Here is a 16,761-nt window from a genome sequence, read left to right as displayed (position 1 = left end):
CTTGATTGGCGCCAGCCGATCGGCGATTCGCTGTAACCGGGTTCCGGCCCGATACCGCACCACCCAACCGAATTTGGTTTAAGGACATCCAGCCATGAAGGCTCTGAGCAAGCAGACCCGGTCGGTGAAACCGGCAGAGGTCGAAAAAAACTGGCACCTGATCGATGCCGACGGCCTTGTTGTCGGTCGCCTCGCGTCGATTATCGCCAATATCCTGCGCGGCAAGAACAAGCCGAGCTACACGCCGCATGTCGATTGCGGCGACCACGTGATCGTCATCAACGCCGACAAGGTGAAATTCACCGGCAACAAGACGACCGACAAGATTTACTACAAGCACACCGGTCACCCCGGCGGCATCAAGGAAACGACGCCAGAGAAAGTTCTCGAAGGTCGCTTCCCCGAGCGCGTGCTTGAAAAGGCTGTCGAGCGCATGATCCCGCGCGGTCCGCTGGGCCGTCAGCAGATGAAGGCTCTGCACCTCTACACCGGCACCGAGCACCCGCATGACGGGCAAAACCCGAAAGTGCTCGACGTTGCCTCCATGAACCGCAAGAACAAGGTCACCGCGTAATGGCCCAGGAAGAAACTGGCTCGAAGAACAACGAAACGGTCACCGACCTTTCGGATCTGAAAGACATCGCCGGCGATGCGCCTGCCGCGGACGCTGCCGAAATCGCCCAGAACCCCGCCGCACCGCTGCGCGAGCAGGAGCTCGATGCGCAGGGCCGCGCTTACGCCACTGGCCGCCGCAAGGACGCCAAGGCCCGCGTCTGGGTGAAGCCGGGTACCGGCAAGATCACTGTCAACGGCAAGGACCAGGAAGTCTATTTTGCACGTCCGACGCTGCGACTGATCATCGACCAGCCCTTCGCGATCACCGATCGCCAGGGCCAGTACGATGTCGTCGCAACCGTCAAGGGCGGCGGACTTTCAGGACAGGCCGGTGCGGTCAAGCACGGCATCAGCCAGGCGCTTACCAAGTACGAGCCCGAGCTTCGCTCTACCGTCAAGGCAGCCGGCTTCCTCACCCGCGACAGCCGCGTGGTCGAGCGTAAGAAGTATGGCCGCGCCAAGGCGCGTCGCAGCTTCCAGTTCTCGAAGCGCTGATCCGGGGGGCGTTTTTTCGCCTGCCGAACACACCAGACAAATGGAAAGGGCCGCTCCCGATGGGGAAGCGGCCCTTTTCTTTTTTGCGACCCAATGGATCAGCGCTGAAGCGCCATGATCCCCCAGGAAAGACCACTTCCGGCAAGGAAGAGCGGCCAAGACCAGAATACGCGGTAATCGCCAAGCGCCATCTTGTGGACCGCGAGCGCGCCGCCGCTCGACCCCTGCGAGCCAACGACGACCGCGACCACCACGGTGAGGATCACGCCCAGTCCGAAAGCTTTCAACATGTCCATCGCCTGTGTCCCCGTCAGACTTATACAACCCAAAGAGACGCGAAGCTGCGATGCGCAAGCAGCACGCGAGTGAGAAATATCACCAAGAAGAGATTAACGCGGAAAGGATAAAAAAGGTTAAAGCCCCGACTGGTGGTTTTACTTAAGGTCAGGCTGGCGCGATGCTGGTTGCGACTTCGCGCAGTTCACTCGCGATTTTGCCCCCGCGCTCGCACGTGATGACACGGTAGGACGGCGGCGCTCCATGGCGCAGGCGGGTGGAAAGAGTCCCGGTACCGATGGTGCGCAGGCTCAGTCCGCCAAATTCGCGCACTCCGTCGAATGGCACATGGATATGGCCCGAAATCACCGCATCGGCGCCGGCGGCGGCGATGGCCTCGAAGGCACGCGCGCCGCCTATCGTCGGGTTCTTGCCCTTTCCTTCGGCTCCCAGCAGCGGGTGGTGCGCGGTGACGATCACGCTGCGCGGATCCTCGCGCAGGCGTGCAAGCCGGTCGAGCGTCTCGCCCAGCGCGCTGCGGGTGATGATCCCATCCGACCAGGGCAAACGCGGCTGCGCACGCACGGTCGTCTTCAAGGGCACGAGAACGACGTCGTCCGACACGAGCGCCCCTCCAACCCTGCCGTTGAGCCGGCGATATCGCTTGTACGGATCGCTGAACCGCTCCCACAGGTTGTAATAGGGCATGTCGTGATTGCCCGGATCGAGCACCACTGGCACGCCGAGCGATTCGAACCACTTTGCTGCGGCCTCGTATTCGGAATGCTTGGCCCGCTGGGTAAGGTCTCCGGTACACAGGACCGCGTCGGGCTTTTCCTGCGCAACTGCGCGCTCGACAGCCTCAAGCGCGGCGCGATCTTCAACGCCGAAATGCACGTCGCTCAGGTGAAACAGGCGAGTCGTCATGCGCGGCTCCAAAGCGCGAAACCATTCGCGATGCAATCGTGAATTGCGAAGGTCACGATCGCCCCCGCCCCTTCAGCATCAACCAGGCGGCGCCTGCATTGAGCAGGGTATAGGCAAGATAACCCCATGCGAGCGCCGGCCAGCCATTTGCCGCCAGCAACATCGCAAGCAGCAGCACGAGGAATTCGGCCGCCAGCGACAGCCGCCCGCCGAGCAGGTGAACGAAACCCGGCACCTGGTCGAACGTCCGGTTCCCGCCCTCGATCACGGCGCCGTGCAGCGCGAAATTCACCACGCCGAGCAAGAAGATAAAGAAAACAGCGATCCACATGATTACAATATGGTGTAATCGCCCGTCGGTTCAAAACATCCGTTCATCGGCGCTTTTCTTACGCCCGTCATGAAGCTGCTGCATCAATCGAGCGAATTGGTCCGGTTGGTCGAGCATCGCGTGAAGTGAAAAGGCGCGGGCGGTATTTCTACAAGCAACAGGTCACCCGGTTACCCCGCTTCGAACCCCCCTCTCGAACGCCGGAGCCCTGTTGGAGGAGAAATGGAAATGAAAACTCTTGCTCTGGCTGCAGCGACCGCCGCCCTTGCCGCTACCGCGACCCCCGCGCTCGCCGGCCCTGCAGAATATCCCGTCGAGAAGGTCAGTGTTGCCGGTCTCGACCTCGATTCGCCCGAAGGCCAGAAGATGCTCGACCAGCGCATCAACCGCGCGGCGAAGAAAGTTTGCCGCGTCGCCGACATCCGCACCGGCACCCGACTGCGCTCTTCGGAAGTCAGCAAGTGCTACGCCAAGGCGAAAGCCAGCGCAAAGAGCCAGGTAGCGTCGATCCTTGCGGAGCGCCGTCTGGGCGGCTGACCGGCATCAGGCACCCTGCGCTGCGCGCCCCCGTTGTGCGTAGCGGCGCAGAGACAAGCGGCTCGAACCCTATTCAGTCCCGGGGTTCGGGCCGCTTCATTTTTGGACGAGCATGTATTGGTGAGGTGCGCGGCCTTAACGTCCGGCCATCGCCTTGACCTTTGAAAGATAGGTGCGGCCGATCCTCAATGCCTCACCGCTCTGCAATTCTGCCGACCAGACACCAAGCCCATCGTGGCGCAGCCCGCGAATGTTGTCGCGGCGCAAGATGGTCGAACGGTGGATGCGGATGAATTCGTCGGGATCGAGCCGTGCTTCCAGACCCGCGATCGTTTGGAGCAAGAGGTAGGATCGCGGCGCTTCAGGTGTGCCGACATGAAGGCGCACATAATCGCGCTCGGCATCGATCTGGTGCACTTCGCTCACCGCGATACGCAGCAGTTCGGAACGGTGCGGAACCCACAGCTCCTCTAACCATGCGCTGCCTCTCTCCTTGCGTTCGCCGCGTCGTGCAACCGCGCGCTCGATGGCGCGTTGAAGCCGGTCTGCGGCAACCGGCTTGAGAACATAATCGATGGCTTCGAGATCGAAGGCCTCGACAGCGAAATGATCGTGCGCGGTAACGAAGATCACCGCTGGCGGGGTTTCATTCTCCGAGAATTGCTTCGCGACTCCCAGCCCGTCGAGTTCGGGCATGGTCATATCGAGCAGGACGAGGTCGGGATCGAGTTTGTCGGCCAGACGCAGCGCCGCCGCGCCGTCGCTTGCGGTGCCGACCACGTTGATCGCGGGGATTTCCGCGCAGATGACCTGGATACGCTCGACCGCGAGCGGCTCGTCGTCGACAATCAGGGTGCGCAGCGCGGGTTCGTTTTCGGTGGTTTCAGCCATGACGCGTCAAGGGAATGCGAATCTCTGTCCTGTATCCTCCCGGTACCGGGGCGGATGTAAAGCCGATATCGGGTCCGAAACGCGCTTCCAGCCGATCGCGCACATTGGCAAGGCCGATGCCGAAGCCGTGATTCGATCCTTCGGGGACCCCGGGACCGTCATCGGCAACGGTGATGACTAGCCGATCGAATTCCTCGCGCGCCTTGACGGTGATCGTCACGTTCCGGTTCACCCGGGACACGGCATACTTGACCGAATTCTCGACCAGCGGTTGCAGGATCATACCCGGTACGCGCGCATCGGCAAGATCCTCGGGCAGATCGAAATCGCAGGTCAAACGGTCGGGGAAGCGCACTGCCTCGATATCGAGATAAAGCTTCTGGAGGTCGAATTCGTCTTTGAGCGGCACATCGCTGGTCGGCTCGTCCGCAAGGGAGTGCCGGTAGAACCGGCTGATCGTCTGGATCATCTTTTCTGCGCGGTCGGTTTTGCCGGTTATCACTAGTGCAGAGAGCGAATTGAGCGTGTTGAACAGGAAGTGCGGGTTGACCTGGTATCGCAGCGATCGCAGTTCGGCGGCCTTCGCGGCGGAACGGAATTGCTGCTCACGCCGTTCGGCCTCGCGCGCCTGTGCGATGGCGAGCAGCGCAATATAGATCGCAGCCCATGTGAGCAGGACATAATAGCGCGAGAGCCCCGCATCGATCAGCGGGTACCACATTTCCTTGTCCTTGGCGTCCTGCAGGACGAGTGTGACGGTGGGTGGATTATCCTCGTCGAACAGCTCGGGGTTCTTGATCTGCCATTCCTTGGGAGCGACGATTTCGGCGAGCAGGTTACCGGCCTCGTCGCGGCGAATTGTAAAGCCGCGATCTTCTGCATAGCGCTGCTCCATTTTTTCCTCGAGCGGAGCGAACAGCAACTGGTTGACCTTGGCGATCGCAATTCCGCCCGGGAGCGCGGCCACAGCGGCAACGACGAACAGGACCCAGCGTTTTCGCCCTTCGAACAGCCGCAGGATGAGCCATAGCACCATCGTGATGAGAACTGCGAATGATGTGACTATCGTGCGGCGCCACAGCATTTCGGGCTGCAATTCCCATCCGAGCACAAGGCCGCGCGCGGAAATAAGGACGAAATACACCGTCCACAGGGCCACGATTGAGAGTACGACGCGGCCGAAGGGAACGGTCACGCCCGATTTGCGCGAAGGAATACTGAAAGATGCAGAGCCAGCCATTTACACAGCCGAGATAGCGACTAGGCGGTTAACGCGCCACCAAGGGGGAGACGGGTGGTCGGAGCGAGTCATGCCTTTGTCGATTGCTCGTCAGGTTTTCGGCGCGAAACGGCGGTTTTCCGTCGATAGCACCGCCCGGTCAGTCGCGCGGCCTGATCATGTCGGCTGGCACGATCCACTCGTCGAACTGCTCTTCGGTCAGAAGGCCCAGCTTTATACCCGCTTCTTTTAGCGTAGTCCCGTCCGCATGTGCCTTTTTGGCGATTTTCGCCGCGTTGTCATAACCGATATGGGGATTGAGCGCGGTCACGAGCATCAAACTCTCATTCATCAGCTTTTCGATTCGAGCGGTGTTCGCTTCTATCCCAACCACGCATTTGTCGGTGAAGCTGCGCGCACTGTCGCTCAGCAGGCGGATCGATTGCAGCACGTTGTAGATCATAACCGGTTTGAACACGTTGAGCTCGAGATGCCCGTGCGATCCCGCGACGCTCACGCTCACCGCGTTCCCCATCACCTGCGCACACACCATGGTCAGCGCTTCGCACTGGGTCGGATTGACTTTGCCCGGCATGATCGAGGAACCCGGTTCGTTCGCCGGCAGCGCGATCTCCCCGAGGCCCGAACGCGGGCCCGAGCCCAGCAGGCGAATGTCATTCGCGATCTTCATGCACGAAACGGCAACCGCATTGAGCGCGCCGGAAAGCTCAACCAGGGCGTCATGCGCCGCAAGCGCTTCGAACTTGTTGGGTGCGGTGACAAAGTCGAGCCCCGTCGTGTTGGCGACCTCCTCGGCGAACTTCTCGGCAAACCCGGCCTTCGAATTGATACCGGTACCGACCGCGGTGCCGCCCTGTGCCAGTTCGAGCACGCGTGGAAGTGCATTTTCGATCCGCGCAACGCCGTATTCGATCTGCTTTGCATAACCCGAAAATTCTTGGCCGAGCGTCAGAGGCGTCGCGTCCTGGAGGTGGGTACGGCCAATCTTGACGATATCGGCGAATGCAGTCGCCTTCTCATCGAGCGCGCCGTGAAGGTGCTTGAGCGCTGGGACCAGCTTCTCGATCGTCTCGCTCGCCGCAGCGATGTGCATTGCGGTGGGAAAGGTGTCGTTGGAGCTTTGTCCCATATTGCAGTGATCGTTGGGGTGCACCGGGTCCTTGCCGCCGCGTCGGCCCGTGAGAATTTCGTTCGCGCGGCCGGCAATGACCTCGTTCGCATTCATGTTCGATTGCGTGCCCGATCCGGTCTGCCACACCGACAGCGGGAACTGGTCGGCGAGCGTTCCGTCGATCACCTCGCTTGCAGCCTGGACGATTGCATCTCCCAGTGTCTTGTCGAGCACGCCCAGCGCCATGTTGGCCCGCGCCGCAGCCTGTTTCTGGATGCCGAGCGCCTTCACCAGAGGCGCGGGCATGGTCTCGGTCCCGATGGCGAAGTTTGCCAGGCTGCGCTGTGTCTGCGCGCCCCAATACGCATCGACTGGCACCGCGACCTCACCCAGCGAATCCGTTTCGATCCGCACTTCGCCGGTCGCACCGAAGATTGATCCGTCATTTTGCTGGGTTTTGTGAATGTCGCTCATCGAAGTGTTCCCTATTTCGGTCGATCAGGGGTCCGGCCCTGTGCGAGCGTCCCCTAAGCACCGTGCGCGCCGCAGGTCAAAGGGGAAAAAGGGAACGGCCCATGCACCCGAATCACTTGGATTACTCTGCCGCGATGGCTAGGAAGGGTTGACGCGCTGTATTGCATGACTAATACAGTATTTCGGAGTTGAAATGAGCACCATGACCGCCCAGCCAGAAACCCTCGCGAATTCGGCAGATGCGCGCCGCGCGATGATCGACAGCCAGCTTCGCACCAGCGGAGTGAACGAGGAATTCGTTCTTGCACGCATGCTCGCGGTTCCACGCGAGGACTACCTGCCCGACGAAAAGAAAGCGCTCGCCTACATCGACCGCTCGATCGCTCTGGGCGCAGACGCACATCTCTGCTCGCCGCTCTTTTACGGCAAGCTCCTGATCGAAGCCGATCCGCGCGCGGACGATAGCGTCCTCATCATCGAGGGTGGCACGGGATATCTCGCCGATCTCGTTCGCCCGCTCGTGGGTGAGGTCGACACGATCAGCGTCGCGGATGCCGCCGATCCGGCAAAGGCTCCGGCCAAGACATATTCGCTCGTGCTCGTCGATGGCGCGATAGAGGAACTGCCCCCGCACCTTGCCAATTCTCTTGCAGAAGGCGGCCGGATCGTTGGCGGACTTCTGCTGCGCAAGGTCACCCGGCTTGCCTCTGGCCGGAAGGTCGCAGGCACCGTGTCGCTGTTGCCTGTCGAAGATCTCGGCATCCCGGTTCTTCACGCGTTCGACAAACCCAAAGGCTGGACCTTCTGATGAACTTGAAGACCGGCGTTCGAGGCGGTCTGCTTGGGGCCGCAAGCATGGCTGCGGTCGCGCTCGGCTCGCCGGCGCACGCCGACACGCTGCGCGAAGCGCTGGTCGAGACCTACAACACCAACCCGACACTCGAGGCCGCACGCGCGAACCAGCGTGCAACTGACGAAGATGTGCCGATCCGCAAGGCGGATGGAAAACCCTCGCTCGAAGGCACCGCCGGGCTCACAGAGTTCCTGCGTCAGAACAGCAACAACTTCTTCCAGCCGAAACGCGTCTTGAATGTCGGGCTCGATCTTGGCGTCCCGATCTATTCAGGCGGCGCGGTGAAGAATTCGGTGAAGGCCGCGCAGGAACGCGTATCCGCGGGCCAGGCCGATTTACGCTCGACCGAAAGCGCTATCTTCAGCCAGGCGGTCGCAGCCTATATGGACGTCCTCCGCACCGAAGCGCTTGCCGCATTGGCTGCCAATCAGGTCGATGTGCTTAGAGTCAACTTAGAGGCTACGAGCGACCGGTTCGAGATCGGCGACCTCACCCGCACCGATGTCGCCCAGTCGCAATCGCGCCTCGCGCTTGCGGAGTCCGACCTGCAAAATGCGGCCGCGGCGCTCATTTCGGCGCGAGAGAACTATGTGCAGGTAATCGGCTCGGCGCCCGACGATCTGCAGGCCCCGCCCCCGCTTCCGGGTCTGCCCGAAACCGTTGGCGACGCCGTCGTGAGCGCGCTCGACCGCAATCCCGATCTCGTCGCGGCGAAAGAACGCGCGCAGGCGGCCGGTTATGACAGCGAGGTTGCAGGGTCGGGCCGGCTTCCGCGCCTCTCCGCATTTGCAGGCTATACCTATCAGAACACGTTGGGCAGTATCCCCGATCGTCCGCTCGACCCCGATGATCCAAACAGCCCCTTGATCGAAAGCGACCAGACCGCAACCGGGATCACGGCTGGCATTTCCCTTCGCATTCCGTTCTTCCAGGGCGGACGTCCTGCCGCCCAGCAACGCCAAGCCTTTGCGCGCGAGAATGCTGCGCTTGAACAGGTCATCGCAACCGAGCGCGAAGTGATCGCTCAGACACGGTCAGCCTATGCGAATTGGGAAGCGGCGAACGCGGTTATCAAGAGCTCGCTTGCAGCTGTGGCCGCCGCCGAGCTGAGCCTCGAAGGTGTACGCGCGGAAAACTCGATCGGTAATCGCTCGATCCTCGATGTGCTCAATGCCGAGCAGGAATTGCTCTCGGCGCGCGCGCAGCTCGTGACCGCACGCCGCAACGCATATGTCGCGGGATTCTCGCTTCTCGCCCTGATGGGAAGGGCCGAAGCGCGCGATCTCAACCTCGATACCGGCGGTCCTTTATACGATCCGCAGGTTAACTATGATCGAGTCCGGAACAAAATCTGGGACTGGGACCGCGACCCCGAACCCACGCCGAAATCGACCAGAACCGTTGACATTCCGCCCGCCGACGCGACAATCGGGCCTCAACTGGAGCCTGGCGAGTAAGTCCAGGTTCCCGATTCGGTTGGTTAACGGGGCTAAGGGGTTATTGTGGCGCAGAACAGCGAAGCATCGGTTGAAGAGATTCTTGAATCGATCAAGAAAGTGATCGCGCGCGACAATCGCGAGGGCGCAATCGAAGCGCGCCGCGTGCGCGAGGAAGAAGCCGAGCGAGCCGAGGAAGACGCCGCCGTTCCCGAGATTGAAGAAGTGCTCGACCTCTCCGACATGGAGCTGGAGGAAGAAGTCGAAGACGATACATTCGATGAGTCCAAGACGGTGGATGCGGACGATATTCCGCTGATCAAGGACGAGGTTCGCGGCGCGATGCAGGAAAATCTCGCAGCGCTCGCGATGATTTCCGAACCGGGGGCCAAGCCGCAGATCGTTCGCTCGGGCGAAACCTCGCTCGAAGGGCTTACCCGCGAGCTTCTGCGTCCAATGCTCGCCGAATGGCTCGACCGGAACCTTCCGAGCATGGTCGAAAAGCTGGTGCAGGCGGAAATCGCCCGAATCGCCGGCAAGAAGAGTTAGTCAACCCCTCTCGGACAGTCCGGTTTCGCTAGCGCGCGCGCGGTTCGCGCGCTAATCCTGCGCGCCATGAAATGGATATCCTCAATCGGCGTTGCTGCGGCAGCGACCGCTCTCGCCGCTGCACCGCTTGCAGCCGACGACCACACCGCGCAAGCCGATACGCAGGTCGAGCGCACGATCCCCGGCGTTTCGGCAACGCCCATGTCAGCAAAAGACCTCATCACCATGCCCCGGCTTGGCGGGGCGTCGGTTGCGATGGATCGCTACGCGATTTTTTCGGTAACCGAGACCGATCCGGAAACACTGAAGCGGACCCCGAAGCACTACGTCCTCGATCTGGACGAACGCGGCGCGGAGCCGGTGGCCTTCGATCTCGGCGTGCGCGCCAATTCGCTTGCCTTCGGCCCTGACAATTTCCTCTACTTCCTCAGTTCCGAACACCCAGACGAAAATCAGGAGGCGCGCTCGCGGCTATGGCGCGCTGCAATCGAGGCCAACGGCAATGTTACCGGCCCAATGCTGGTGGCGGACATCCCGGGGACCGACATTGCAGGCTTCAAGGTCTCGCCGACCGGCGATTCGATCGCGCTCTGGTCCGAGATCGCGCGTGACTGCCCGCGTTTCGGCTGTGAACCCACATCTGAGGCAACCGGGACCGGCAGGCTTTATGACGGCGCGCACGGATTTTTCCGCCACTGGGACCGCTGGATCGAACCCGGCGTCTACAACCGCGTCTTCGTGTTCGGCATGGAGGACGGCAAAGTGGTGAGCGATGGTGTGCCGCTCGACGGGACCGATCCCGAAACCGGCATCACCGGAAACACGCCAACCATGCCCTTCGGTGGCGGGGAAGACATTGCATGGGCACCCGATGGAAGCGGCGTCTACTTCGTCGCGCGCAAGGCGAACGGGGCGGAACCCACTTCGACCAATCTCGACATCTACTGGTCGGACCTGTCGGGCGCGGCTCCGACAAATCTGACAGACGCCAACCAGGCATACGATTCCTCACCCGCACCCTCCCCTGACGGCCGATACCTCGCCTATGTCGCGATGGCGCGTCCCGGATACGAATCCGATCGCACCGTCATCCACCTGCGGGATCTCGCCACCGGCGAAGTCCGAGCGCTCACGCAAGACGTCGATCTGTCCTTCGGCGGACTGACATGGAGCGCTGACGGCTCCTATCTGCTCGCCACCGCCGCAGACGTGCTCGATACGCCCGTATTCCGCATCGACCCGGAGACGGGCGAGACGACCAAGCTCGACCTGATGGCGGGGAACGAGGCGCATATCGGCAATCTCGTACCGCTGCCGGGCAACCGGCTGCTATTCACCCGCGATTCGATCGGCGTACCCAACGAACTGTTCCTTTCCGATGGCATGGGGCAGGCACGCCCGCTTACCAATGTCGTTACCAGCCGCATGGGTGAGCTCGCCTCGACCGTCACCACGCGGTTCAGTTTCGAGGGCGCGAATGGAGATACGGTGTGGGGCCAGATTACCCGGCTCGAGGACCAGACCGGACCGATCCCGGCAATCCTCTACATCCACGGCGGTCCGCAGGGCTCTTTCCGAGACGGTTGGTCGAGCCGCTGGAATCCGCGTGTCGTGGCCAGCCAGGGCTATGCGGTAATCTCGGTAGATTTCCACGGAAGCGCCGGATACGGGCAGGAATTCATGGATTCCATCAACCGCGACTGGGGCGGCAAGCCGCTGGAAGACCTGCAAAAGGGGCTGGCAGCGGCGCTCCGGGTCGATAGCCAGATCGACGGGACACGCGCCTGTGCGATGGGGGCGAGCTATGGCGGCTACATGGTCAACTGGATCGCGGGCCGATGGCCCGAACGGTTCAACTGCCTCGTCCAGCACGATGGCCTGTTCGACATGCGCAGCTTCTATTATTCGACCGAGGAATTGTGGTTCCCGCGCTGGGATTTCGGCGGCTCTTACAGCGAGGCGCGAGATGAATACGAACGCTGGAACCCGGTCAATCATGTCGACAGCTGGCAGACCCCGATGCTCGTAATCGCGGGCGAGCAGGATTTCCGCGTGCCCTACACTCAAGGGCTGCAAAGCTTCACCGCCCTGCAGGAGCGCGGCGTGCCTTCGCAGCTGCTGGTTTTCCCCGATGAGAACCATTGGGTGCTCGGCGCGAAGAACTCGCTGCAATGGCATGAGACAGTGTTCGACTGGCTCGACCGCTGGTTGGTTCAGGAACCGGAAGCCGCGGACGAGGAATGAGCAACACCGACCTGCTCGCAGCGCAAACTGCGTTAGCGAAGAAATATGGCGGCGATGCGAAGGGCGGCGTGGTCGAGCGCCACATTTTCCTGTGCGCGCTTTCCGAAAAGCAGAAATGCTGTTCACGCGCGGCGGGCGAGATCTCTTGGCAATTCCTGAAGGACCGCCTCAAAGAACGCGGACTGGCCGGACCGAGACGCACTGCGGATCATCCTCGCGGGGAGGGTGGGGGTGTTCAGCGAACCAAGGCCGATTGCCTGCAGATCTGTGCGTCAGGTCCGATCGCGGTCGTTTGGCCTGATGGCGTCTGGTATCACTCGTGCACGCCCGATGTGCTCGAACGCATTATCGAAGAGCACCTGGTCGGCGGACATCCGGTGGAAGACTACCGCCTTACCCCGCCAGCCTGATCAGCGGCGCCAGTTTTCGTTATCGTCGTCCTTATCGCCGAAAAGCTCGTCTGCACTCGGCAGGCGGTTGTCGACCGATTCGTCGTGCCCCGTCCCGTTGGAGAGGAACACGAGACCCATCAACCCGCCGCCCAGCAGCATTGTGAAAGCGATTCCGAGCGCGACCGCAATGTAGAAGTGAACAGAAATCGCGCCGTTGAACGCGAATAGCAGCCCAATCGCGATTACAACGGTAGCGATGGTCACGCTGAGCAGCATTCGCATGATCTTCCGATACCGGGCCCAGGCATGCGCAGCGGTTTCCGGGTCGTCGAGGGGCGATTTGCGATCCATGGCCCCCAAATGAGAGCGCCGGCTGCCTAATGCAATCACTTTGCGCCCCGCGTGCCTCCGCAAGCGTCCGGATTCGCCTTTTCCCGCCAAAAGTGGCATTTTGATTGTCTGGAGAAGGAGGCCCCTCAATGACCATTGCCAAGATCATTTCCCACCGGACGAGCGCTGACATCATTTCCTGCGATGTGGCTACGCCGGTTTCGGAAGTGGTGAGCATCCTTGCAGGGAAGCGCATCGGCGCATTGCCGGTGATGTGCGGTGGAGAGGTCGCAGGGATCGTGTCGGAAAGGGACATAATCTACCGCCTCGCCGAACATGGCGGCAGTTTGCTCCAGAAGCCGGTCGAGGAGATCATGACCTCGCCCGCGGTCACGATCGAACCTTCAACGACCATCGATTCCGCCATGGCGCTTATGACCAAGCGGCGGTTTCGCCACTTCCCGGTAGTCGAGAACGGAAAACTGGTCGCGTTCATCTCGATCGGAGACCTGGTAAAGGACAAGATCGACGAGATCGAGCAGGAGGCCGAAGCGATCCGGACCTATATCCAGACTGCCTGACGCTTGCCGAAAGCGTGCGCGCTTCTTAAATCCGCCCCATGGCCGATACGCTCACCCTCACCCCCGCTGCAGCAAAACGCGTCGCGTGGATTGCCGAAAAGCAGACCAAGCCTGCGATCCTGAGGCTCTCTGTCGAGGGCGGCGGCTGTTCGGGGTTCCAGTACAAGTTCGACCTCGCCGATGCGCCGGGGGGTGACGACATCGTGAGCGAAACCGATGGCGTGAAGCTGGTGGTTGACCCGGTGAGCCTCGATCTTGTCGGCGGCAGCGTTATCGATTTTGTAGAATCGCTGGGCGGAGCGGCCTTTCGGGTCGAAAATCCCAATGCGGCGGCCGGATGCGGCTGCGGATCGAGCTTCGGCATTTAGGTTAGACCCGGCGCGCGATCTCGGGCACTAAGCGCCCATGAAGATCGCAACCTACAACATCAACGGGATCAAAGCGCGACTGCCGCGACTTAAGGAATGGCTCGAGGAAACGCGGCCCGCCGTCGCCTGCCTGCAGGAAATCAAGTCGATCGACGAAAATTTCCCCGCAGGCGAACTTGAAGACCTGGGCTACCATGTCCTCACCCACGGACAGAAGGCGTTCAATGGCGTTGCGATACTGACAGACGGCAACGCGGGGTACGAGCCGCCCGAACTGGTCCAGCAGGGGCTTGGTATCAACGGTCCCAAGGATGGCGAGGGTGAACAGGCGCGTTATCTCGAGGCGGACGTGACCGATGGCAACGGGCGCACGTCGCGGATCGTGTGCATCTATCTTCCCAACGGCAATCCGCATCCGGGGCCGAAATTCGATTACAAGCTCGCCTGGATGAAGAAACTGCGCTCGCGAATGGGCGAGATCTGGGCCGAAGAGGTCCCCGCCGCCGTGCTGGGCGATTACAACGTCATCCCGCAGGATAACGATGTCTGGTCGGTAAAGGCGATGTCCTCGGATGCGCTCATGCAGCCCGAAAGCCGCGCGGCCTATTCAAGGCTGCTCGCCGATGGCTGGACCGACGCCGTGCGCACGCTCAACCCTCGCGGGGGTGTTTGGACCTATTGGGACTATCAGGCGGGCGCATGGCAGCGCGACCACGGTTTCCGTATCGACCACATCCTGCTCAGTCCTGAGCTTGCCGATCGGCTGCACTCTGTCGGCGTCGACAAAGAGCATCGTGGCCGCGAAAAAGCGAGCGACCATGCGCCGACATGGGCGGTCTTGAGGGGTTGAATTGCGAACGAAAAACCCCCGCCGGTTTTGGGGCGGAGGTCTCTGAGATCAGTATCGGATTCGATCACCGATAGAAGATATGTGTGTCGATCTCGGCAAGGCGCGTTTTGCGACGACTCCATTTCGGGCGAACGTACTTCGCGTGGAAATAGACCGCGTCGGCGGCCTCCGATTCCCACATGCCCTCATGCGCGATCCGAGCGATCGTCTTGGCACGATCCCACGCAGCTGAGCCGGTGCGGATGCGGGGCATGCGACCGTTTTTCACGAAGGAGAACTGCGCGCGCTGGTATACGACGCCGCAATAGGAGGCGGGCCAACGGCGATCGTCGGCGCGGTTGATGACGACCTGCGCAACGGCCAGCTGGCCGGCGAGCGGTTCGCCGCGCGATTCGAAATAGATTGCGCCTGCAAGGCAGCGCATCTGTTCGCTCAACTGCTCGGGCGCATCGAGTTCGCGCACCTGTTCACGCAATGAGCCGGCATTGATTTCGGATGTCTCGTCCGCCGCGGCCTCTTCGGGTACCGGCTGGACAACCTCTTCCGACACGAAAACGGTCGGTTCGGGGACGATTTCGACCAGCTCTTCGGCGGTCGTTTCGGTTTCGGTCGCAGCCGGGAGGGTGGCTGCTTCCTGGGCAAAAGCTCCGGCGCCATCGGCGCTTGAGAAGCTCAGACCGGCAGTCGCGACAATGGCGAGCGCACTAAGGGAATAAGTCTTGCGACTCATCGAAATGACTTTTCTGTGCGGTGAGCGAGCTCAGACGCAGGCGAGAACCTGTTGCGATTATGCGCTTGTCTATGGTGGTTCAAAAAGGCCTGCCGGCCGCCCCCCGTCTGCGTGCTGACCCGTCGACCGAATTGTCGTGCCGGTCAGCCTGCGCACCTGGAAGCTGGCGCGGCAAATAGTCACATTTGAAACTAAGTCAAGTTAACGGGGCAGAAGTGCGATGAAGCGTTCCGCCTCGTCGATATCCACCTCGATGACCCAGATATCGGGATCCTGATTGTACCTTCGAGCGAGGTACTCATTAAATTCATACGGTTTTTCAGAGTCTTGCTCTTTGGTAAGAACGAAAGCACGTGACCCGTCGAGCTGCGGCATCCGTTCATAAAGCTTCGCGTTTTCACCGCGATACATGGTTACCACGAGAAGGGTTCCGGCATCGCGCTCACCTTTGTGAAGCACGGTCGCCATCCCGCCGTTCGATTCGGCAAGACGAATAAGGCTGGCAACTTCCAGATGGGCGGGCAGGCGGGTGGGTTCGCTCATCCGCCTTGGGAATATCCATCGAGGCTGGAGAGCGCGATCCGCGAGCGCATGAAGGTGCCGGTGCCGCGACCGATCTCGTCGCCCTCGGCATCGATCAGCCGCGATTCGGCGACGAATACCCGGCGCTTGCCGCTCACCCAGCGCCCTTCGGCGATGACTTCGCCTGCGCGCACGGGCTTGGTAAAATGGAGGTTGAAGCTGGTCGTCAGCAGGAAACGGTCGGTCGCGAGCGTATTGGCGGCATAGAACGCCGCATCGTCGAGCATCTTGAAATAGATCGTGCCATGCGCCGCACCCGCAGCGTGATAAGCGGATTCATCGACGGTGAACGTCAACCGCGAACGGCCTTCACCCGTGATTTCGAGACTGGAAGCGAATTTCCGGTTGATCGGCGCGGAGTTATACAGTCGTTCAAGCGCGCGATAATGCAGGTCCGCACCTGCCGGCTCGCCCGAAGACGGAACAATATCCTCAGGCGGCATCGCGCAGGAATTGGTTGGTCAGAAGCGCGAACATCGCCTCGGCATCCGGCGCAGCGACGAGTGCCTGGACCATCTCCTCGTCCCTGGCGAAGCGAGAGATCGCCGCGAGTGCATGAAGGTGGGTCGCCCCGGCATTTTCAGGCGAAACGAGACCGAACACGATGGAAACCGGCACCGCGTCAGCGGATCCGAAATCGACCGGCTGGTCCAGCTTCAGCATGACGAGGGTAGGGCGCCGCACGCCGGCATCGCGGCAATGCGGGATCGCGACGCCGCGACCAAAGCCAGTGCTGCCGAGCGCTTCGCGCTGCTCGAGCCCGTCGAGAACTTCGCTTTTATCGAGTCCGTAAACTTTTGAAAAGCATTCGGAAATCTTGGTGAGAACTTGCGATTTGGTTTCGACCCGGTCGATTGCGACGGCCTCGGGAACCATATGTATGTTGACGTCCATTTCGAATTCAAAATCCCGATATTCCCGCCCCTTTTCGGGGCTGTCTCAACCCGCG

At 61.3% G+C, this 16,761-nt stretch carries 22 protein-coding genes; 11 read left to right on the top strand and 11 right to left on the bottom strand.

Going from position 1 to position 16,761, the window contains the following annotated elements:
- Positions 1-94 precede the first annotated feature (94 nt).
- Positions 95-574, top strand: a complete 480-nt coding sequence (gene rplM / locus FIU90_RS02450) for a 50S ribosomal protein L13 (protein ID WP_152433333.1) — start codon at positions 95-97, stop codon at positions 572-574.
- The gene (gene rpsI / locus FIU90_RS02445) at positions 574-1,110 is read left to right on the top strand and encodes a 30S ribosomal protein S9 (protein WP_152433332.1); all 537 of its coding nucleotides are present in this window, start codon (positions 574-576) and stop codon (positions 1,108-1,110) included. Before rplM ends, rpsI begins: the two co-directional genes overlap by 1 nt.
- A 98-nt stretch (positions 1,111-1,208) precedes the next feature.
- On the opposite strand, the gene FIU90_RS02440 is transcribed toward rpsI, so the two are convergent.
- From FIU90_RS02440 to FIU90_RS02430, 3 genes are all read right to left on the bottom strand, one after another.
- Entirely contained in the window at positions 1,209-1,406 is a 198-nt protein-coding gene (locus tag FIU90_RS02440; protein ID WP_152433331.1) for a hypothetical protein, read from the bottom strand.
- A 148-nt stretch (positions 1,407-1,554) separates the two neighbouring features.
- Positions 1,555-2,313, bottom strand: a complete 759-nt coding sequence (locus FIU90_RS02435; RefSeq protein ID WP_152433330.1) for a metallophosphoesterase — start codon at positions 2,311-2,313, stop codon at positions 1,555-1,557.
- 52 nt (positions 2,314-2,365) lie between these two features.
- On the bottom strand, positions 2,366-2,644 hold the full coding sequence (locus tag FIU90_RS02430) for a hypothetical protein (RefSeq protein WP_152433329.1): 279 nt from the start codon (positions 2,642-2,644) through the stop codon (positions 2,366-2,368).
- A 228-nt stretch (positions 2,645-2,872) separates the two neighbouring features.
- Here FIU90_RS02430 and FIU90_RS02425 point away from each other — a divergent pair, with 228 nt between their 5' ends.
- Positions 2,873-3,181 carry a UrcA family protein gene (locus tag FIU90_RS02425; RefSeq protein ID WP_172970159.1) on the top strand — a complete coding sequence of 103 codons (309 nt, stop codon included), beginning with the start codon at positions 2,873-2,875 and terminating at the stop codon, positions 3,179-3,181.
- A gap of 135 nt (positions 3,182-3,316) precedes the next feature.
- Here FIU90_RS02425 and FIU90_RS02420 read toward each other — a convergent pair whose 3' ends face one another.
- From FIU90_RS02420 to fumC, 3 genes are all read right to left on the bottom strand, one after another.
- Positions 3,317-4,072 (bottom strand): LytTR family DNA-binding domain-containing protein, encoded by a 756-nt coding sequence (locus FIU90_RS02420; RefSeq protein WP_152433327.1) that lies wholly within the window; start codon positions 4,070-4,072, stop codon positions 3,317-3,319.
- Positions 4,065-5,312: a sensor histidine kinase gene (locus tag FIU90_RS02415; protein ID WP_152433326.1), complete on the bottom strand. Its 1,248-nt coding sequence runs from the start codon at positions 5,310-5,312 to the stop codon at positions 4,065-4,067. Before FIU90_RS02415 ends, FIU90_RS02420 begins: the two co-directional genes overlap by 8 nt.
- 139 nt (positions 5,313-5,451) lie before the next feature.
- Positions 5,452-6,897, bottom strand: a complete 1,446-nt coding sequence (gene fumC, locus FIU90_RS02410; RefSeq protein ID WP_152433325.1) for a class II fumarate hydratase — start codon at positions 6,895-6,897, stop codon at positions 5,452-5,454.
- 193 nt (positions 6,898-7,090) lie between these two features.
- Here fumC and FIU90_RS02405 point away from each other — a divergent pair, with 193 nt between their 5' ends.
- The 5 genes from FIU90_RS02405 to FIU90_RS02385 all read left to right on the top strand — a co-directional run bounded on the left by FIU90_RS02405 (position 7,091) and on the right by FIU90_RS02385 (position 12,389).
- Positions 7,091-7,705, top strand: coding sequence for a protein-L-isoaspartate O-methyltransferase (locus FIU90_RS02405; RefSeq protein ID WP_234029596.1), 615 nt, complete (start codon positions 7,091-7,093; stop codon positions 7,703-7,705).
- A complete protein-coding gene (locus FIU90_RS02400; RefSeq protein WP_234029595.1) occupies positions 7,705-9,207 on the top strand; it encodes a TolC family outer membrane protein in 1,503 nt (500 codons plus the stop codon). Before FIU90_RS02405 ends, FIU90_RS02400 begins: the two co-directional genes overlap by 1 nt.
- Positions 9,208-9,252: 45 nt before the next feature.
- Positions 9,253-9,735, top strand: a complete 483-nt coding sequence (locus FIU90_RS02395) for a DUF2497 domain-containing protein (protein WP_152433324.1) — start codon at positions 9,253-9,255, stop codon at positions 9,733-9,735.
- Between the two features lie 66 nt (positions 9,736-9,801).
- On the top strand, positions 9,802-11,979 hold the full coding sequence (locus FIU90_RS02390; RefSeq protein ID WP_152433323.1) for a S9 family peptidase: 2,178 nt from the start codon (positions 9,802-9,804) through the stop codon (positions 11,977-11,979).
- Positions 11,976-12,389, top strand: a complete 414-nt coding sequence (locus tag FIU90_RS02385) for a ferredoxin (RefSeq protein WP_152433322.1) — start codon at positions 11,976-11,978, stop codon at positions 12,387-12,389. Before FIU90_RS02390 ends, FIU90_RS02385 begins: the two co-directional genes overlap by 4 nt.
- On the opposite strand, the gene FIU90_RS02380 is transcribed toward FIU90_RS02385, so the two are convergent.
- Positions 12,390-12,722 (bottom strand): hypothetical protein, encoded by a 333-nt coding sequence (locus tag FIU90_RS02380; protein WP_152433321.1) that lies wholly within the window; start codon positions 12,720-12,722, stop codon positions 12,390-12,392.
- Positions 12,723-12,850: 128 nt separating this feature from the next.
- Here FIU90_RS02380 and FIU90_RS02375 point away from each other — a divergent pair, with 128 nt between their 5' ends.
- Genes FIU90_RS02375 through xth form a run of 3 tightly spaced genes read left to right on the top strand, consistent with a single transcriptional unit; the run spans position 12,851 to position 14,500 of the window.
- A complete protein-coding gene (locus FIU90_RS02375; RefSeq protein ID WP_152433320.1) occupies positions 12,851-13,282 on the top strand; it encodes a CBS domain-containing protein in 432 nt (143 codons plus the stop codon).
- Positions 13,283-13,320: 38 nt separating this feature from the next.
- On the top strand, positions 13,321-13,650 hold the full coding sequence (locus tag FIU90_RS02370) for an iron-sulfur cluster assembly accessory protein (protein WP_152433319.1): 330 nt from the start codon (positions 13,321-13,323) through the stop codon (positions 13,648-13,650).
- Between the two features lie 37 nt (positions 13,651-13,687).
- Positions 13,688-14,500 (top strand): exodeoxyribonuclease III, encoded by an 813-nt coding sequence (gene xth / locus FIU90_RS02365; protein WP_152433318.1) that lies wholly within the window; start codon positions 13,688-13,690, stop codon positions 14,498-14,500.
- Positions 14,501-14,564: 64 nt separating this feature from the next.
- Here xth and FIU90_RS02360 read toward each other — a convergent pair whose 3' ends face one another.
- The 4 genes from FIU90_RS02360 to FIU90_RS02345 form a co-directional block, all read right to left on the bottom strand.
- The gene (locus FIU90_RS02360; protein ID WP_152433317.1) at positions 14,565-15,230 is read right to left on the bottom strand and encodes a cell wall hydrolase; all 666 of its coding nucleotides are present in this window, start codon (positions 15,228-15,230) and stop codon (positions 14,565-14,567) included.
- 201 nt (positions 15,231-15,431) lie between these two features.
- On the bottom strand, positions 15,432-15,773 hold the full coding sequence (locus tag FIU90_RS02355; RefSeq protein WP_152433316.1) for a DUF1491 family protein: 342 nt from the start codon (positions 15,771-15,773) through the stop codon (positions 15,432-15,434).
- On the bottom strand, positions 15,770-16,255 hold the full coding sequence (locus tag FIU90_RS02350; protein WP_152433315.1) for a PaaI family thioesterase: 486 nt from the start codon (positions 16,253-16,255) through the stop codon (positions 15,770-15,772). Before FIU90_RS02350 ends, FIU90_RS02355 begins: the two co-directional genes overlap by 4 nt.
- On the bottom strand, positions 16,245-16,706 hold the full coding sequence (locus FIU90_RS02345) for a PTS sugar transporter subunit IIA (RefSeq protein ID WP_152433314.1): 462 nt from the start codon (positions 16,704-16,706) through the stop codon (positions 16,245-16,247). Before FIU90_RS02345 ends, FIU90_RS02350 begins: the two co-directional genes overlap by 11 nt.
- Positions 16,707-16,761 lie beyond the last annotated feature (55 nt).

Origin of the sequence: Erythrobacter sp. THAF29, assembly GCF_009363635.1 — a bacterium.
Lineage (GTDB): Bacteria > Pseudomonadota > Alphaproteobacteria > Sphingomonadales > Sphingomonadaceae > Erythrobacter.
This window is presented reverse-complemented; position numbering and strand designations above follow the sequence as displayed.

Excerpts from the sequence above, each read along its gene's own strand:
- rplM (WP_152433333.1), top strand. The coding sequence starts at position 95 with ATGAAGGCTCTGAGCAAGCAGACCCGGTCGGTGAAACCGGCAGAGGTC.
- rpsI (WP_152433332.1), top strand. The coding sequence starts at position 574 with ATGGCCCAGGAAGAAACTGGCTCGAAGAACAACGAAACGGTCACCGAC.
- FIU90_RS02440 (WP_152433331.1), bottom strand. The coding sequence starts at position 1,406 with ATGGACATGTTGAAAGCTTTCGGACTGGGCGTGATCCTCACCGTGGTG.
- FIU90_RS02435 (WP_152433330.1), bottom strand. The coding sequence starts at position 2,313 with ATGACGACTCGCCTGTTTCACCTGAGCGACGTGCATTTCGGCGTTGAA.
- FIU90_RS02430 (WP_152433329.1), bottom strand. The coding sequence starts at position 2,644 with ATGTGGATCGCTGTTTTCTTTATCTTCTTGCTCGGCGTGGTGAATTTC.
- FIU90_RS02425 (WP_172970159.1), top strand. The coding sequence starts at position 2,873 with ATGAAAACTCTTGCTCTGGCTGCAGCGACCGCCGCCCTTGCCGCTACC.
- FIU90_RS02420 (WP_152433327.1), bottom strand. The coding sequence starts at position 4,072 with ATGGCTGAAACCACCGAAAACGAACCCGCGCTGCGCACCCTGATTGTC.
- FIU90_RS02415 (WP_152433326.1), bottom strand. The coding sequence starts at position 5,312 with ATGGCTGGCTCTGCATCTTTCAGTATTCCTTCGCGCAAATCGGGCGTG.
- fumC (WP_152433325.1), bottom strand. The coding sequence starts at position 6,897 with ATGAGCGACATTCACAAAACCCAGCAAAATGACGGATCAATCTTCGGT.
- FIU90_RS02405 (WP_234029596.1), top strand. The coding sequence starts at position 7,091 with ATGAGCACCATGACCGCCCAGCCAGAAACCCTCGCGAATTCGGCAGAT.
- FIU90_RS02400 (WP_234029595.1), top strand. The coding sequence starts at position 7,705 with ATGAACTTGAAGACCGGCGTTCGAGGCGGTCTGCTTGGGGCCGCAAGC.
- FIU90_RS02390 (WP_152433323.1), top strand. The coding sequence starts at position 9,802 with ATGAAATGGATATCCTCAATCGGCGTTGCTGCGGCAGCGACCGCTCTC.
- FIU90_RS02385 (WP_152433322.1), top strand. The coding sequence starts at position 11,976 with ATGAGCAACACCGACCTGCTCGCAGCGCAAACTGCGTTAGCGAAGAAA.
- FIU90_RS02380 (WP_152433321.1), bottom strand. The coding sequence starts at position 12,722 with ATGGATCGCAAATCGCCCCTCGACGACCCGGAAACCGCTGCGCATGCC.
- FIU90_RS02375 (WP_152433320.1), top strand. The coding sequence starts at position 12,851 with ATGACCATTGCCAAGATCATTTCCCACCGGACGAGCGCTGACATCATT.
- FIU90_RS02370 (WP_152433319.1), top strand. The coding sequence starts at position 13,321 with ATGGCCGATACGCTCACCCTCACCCCCGCTGCAGCAAAACGCGTCGCG.
- xth (WP_152433318.1), top strand. The coding sequence starts at position 13,688 with ATGAAGATCGCAACCTACAACATCAACGGGATCAAAGCGCGACTGCCG.
- FIU90_RS02360 (WP_152433317.1), bottom strand. The coding sequence starts at position 15,230 with ATGAGTCGCAAGACTTATTCCCTTAGTGCGCTCGCCATTGTCGCGACT.
- FIU90_RS02355 (WP_152433316.1), bottom strand. The coding sequence starts at position 15,773 with ATGAGCGAACCCACCCGCCTGCCCGCCCATCTGGAAGTTGCCAGCCTT.
- FIU90_RS02350 (WP_152433315.1), bottom strand. The coding sequence starts at position 16,255 with ATGCCGCCTGAGGATATTGTTCCGTCTTCGGGCGAGCCGGCAGGTGCG.
- FIU90_RS02345 (WP_152433314.1), bottom strand. The coding sequence starts at position 16,706 with ATGGACGTCAACATACATATGGTTCCCGAGGCCGTCGCAATCGACCGG.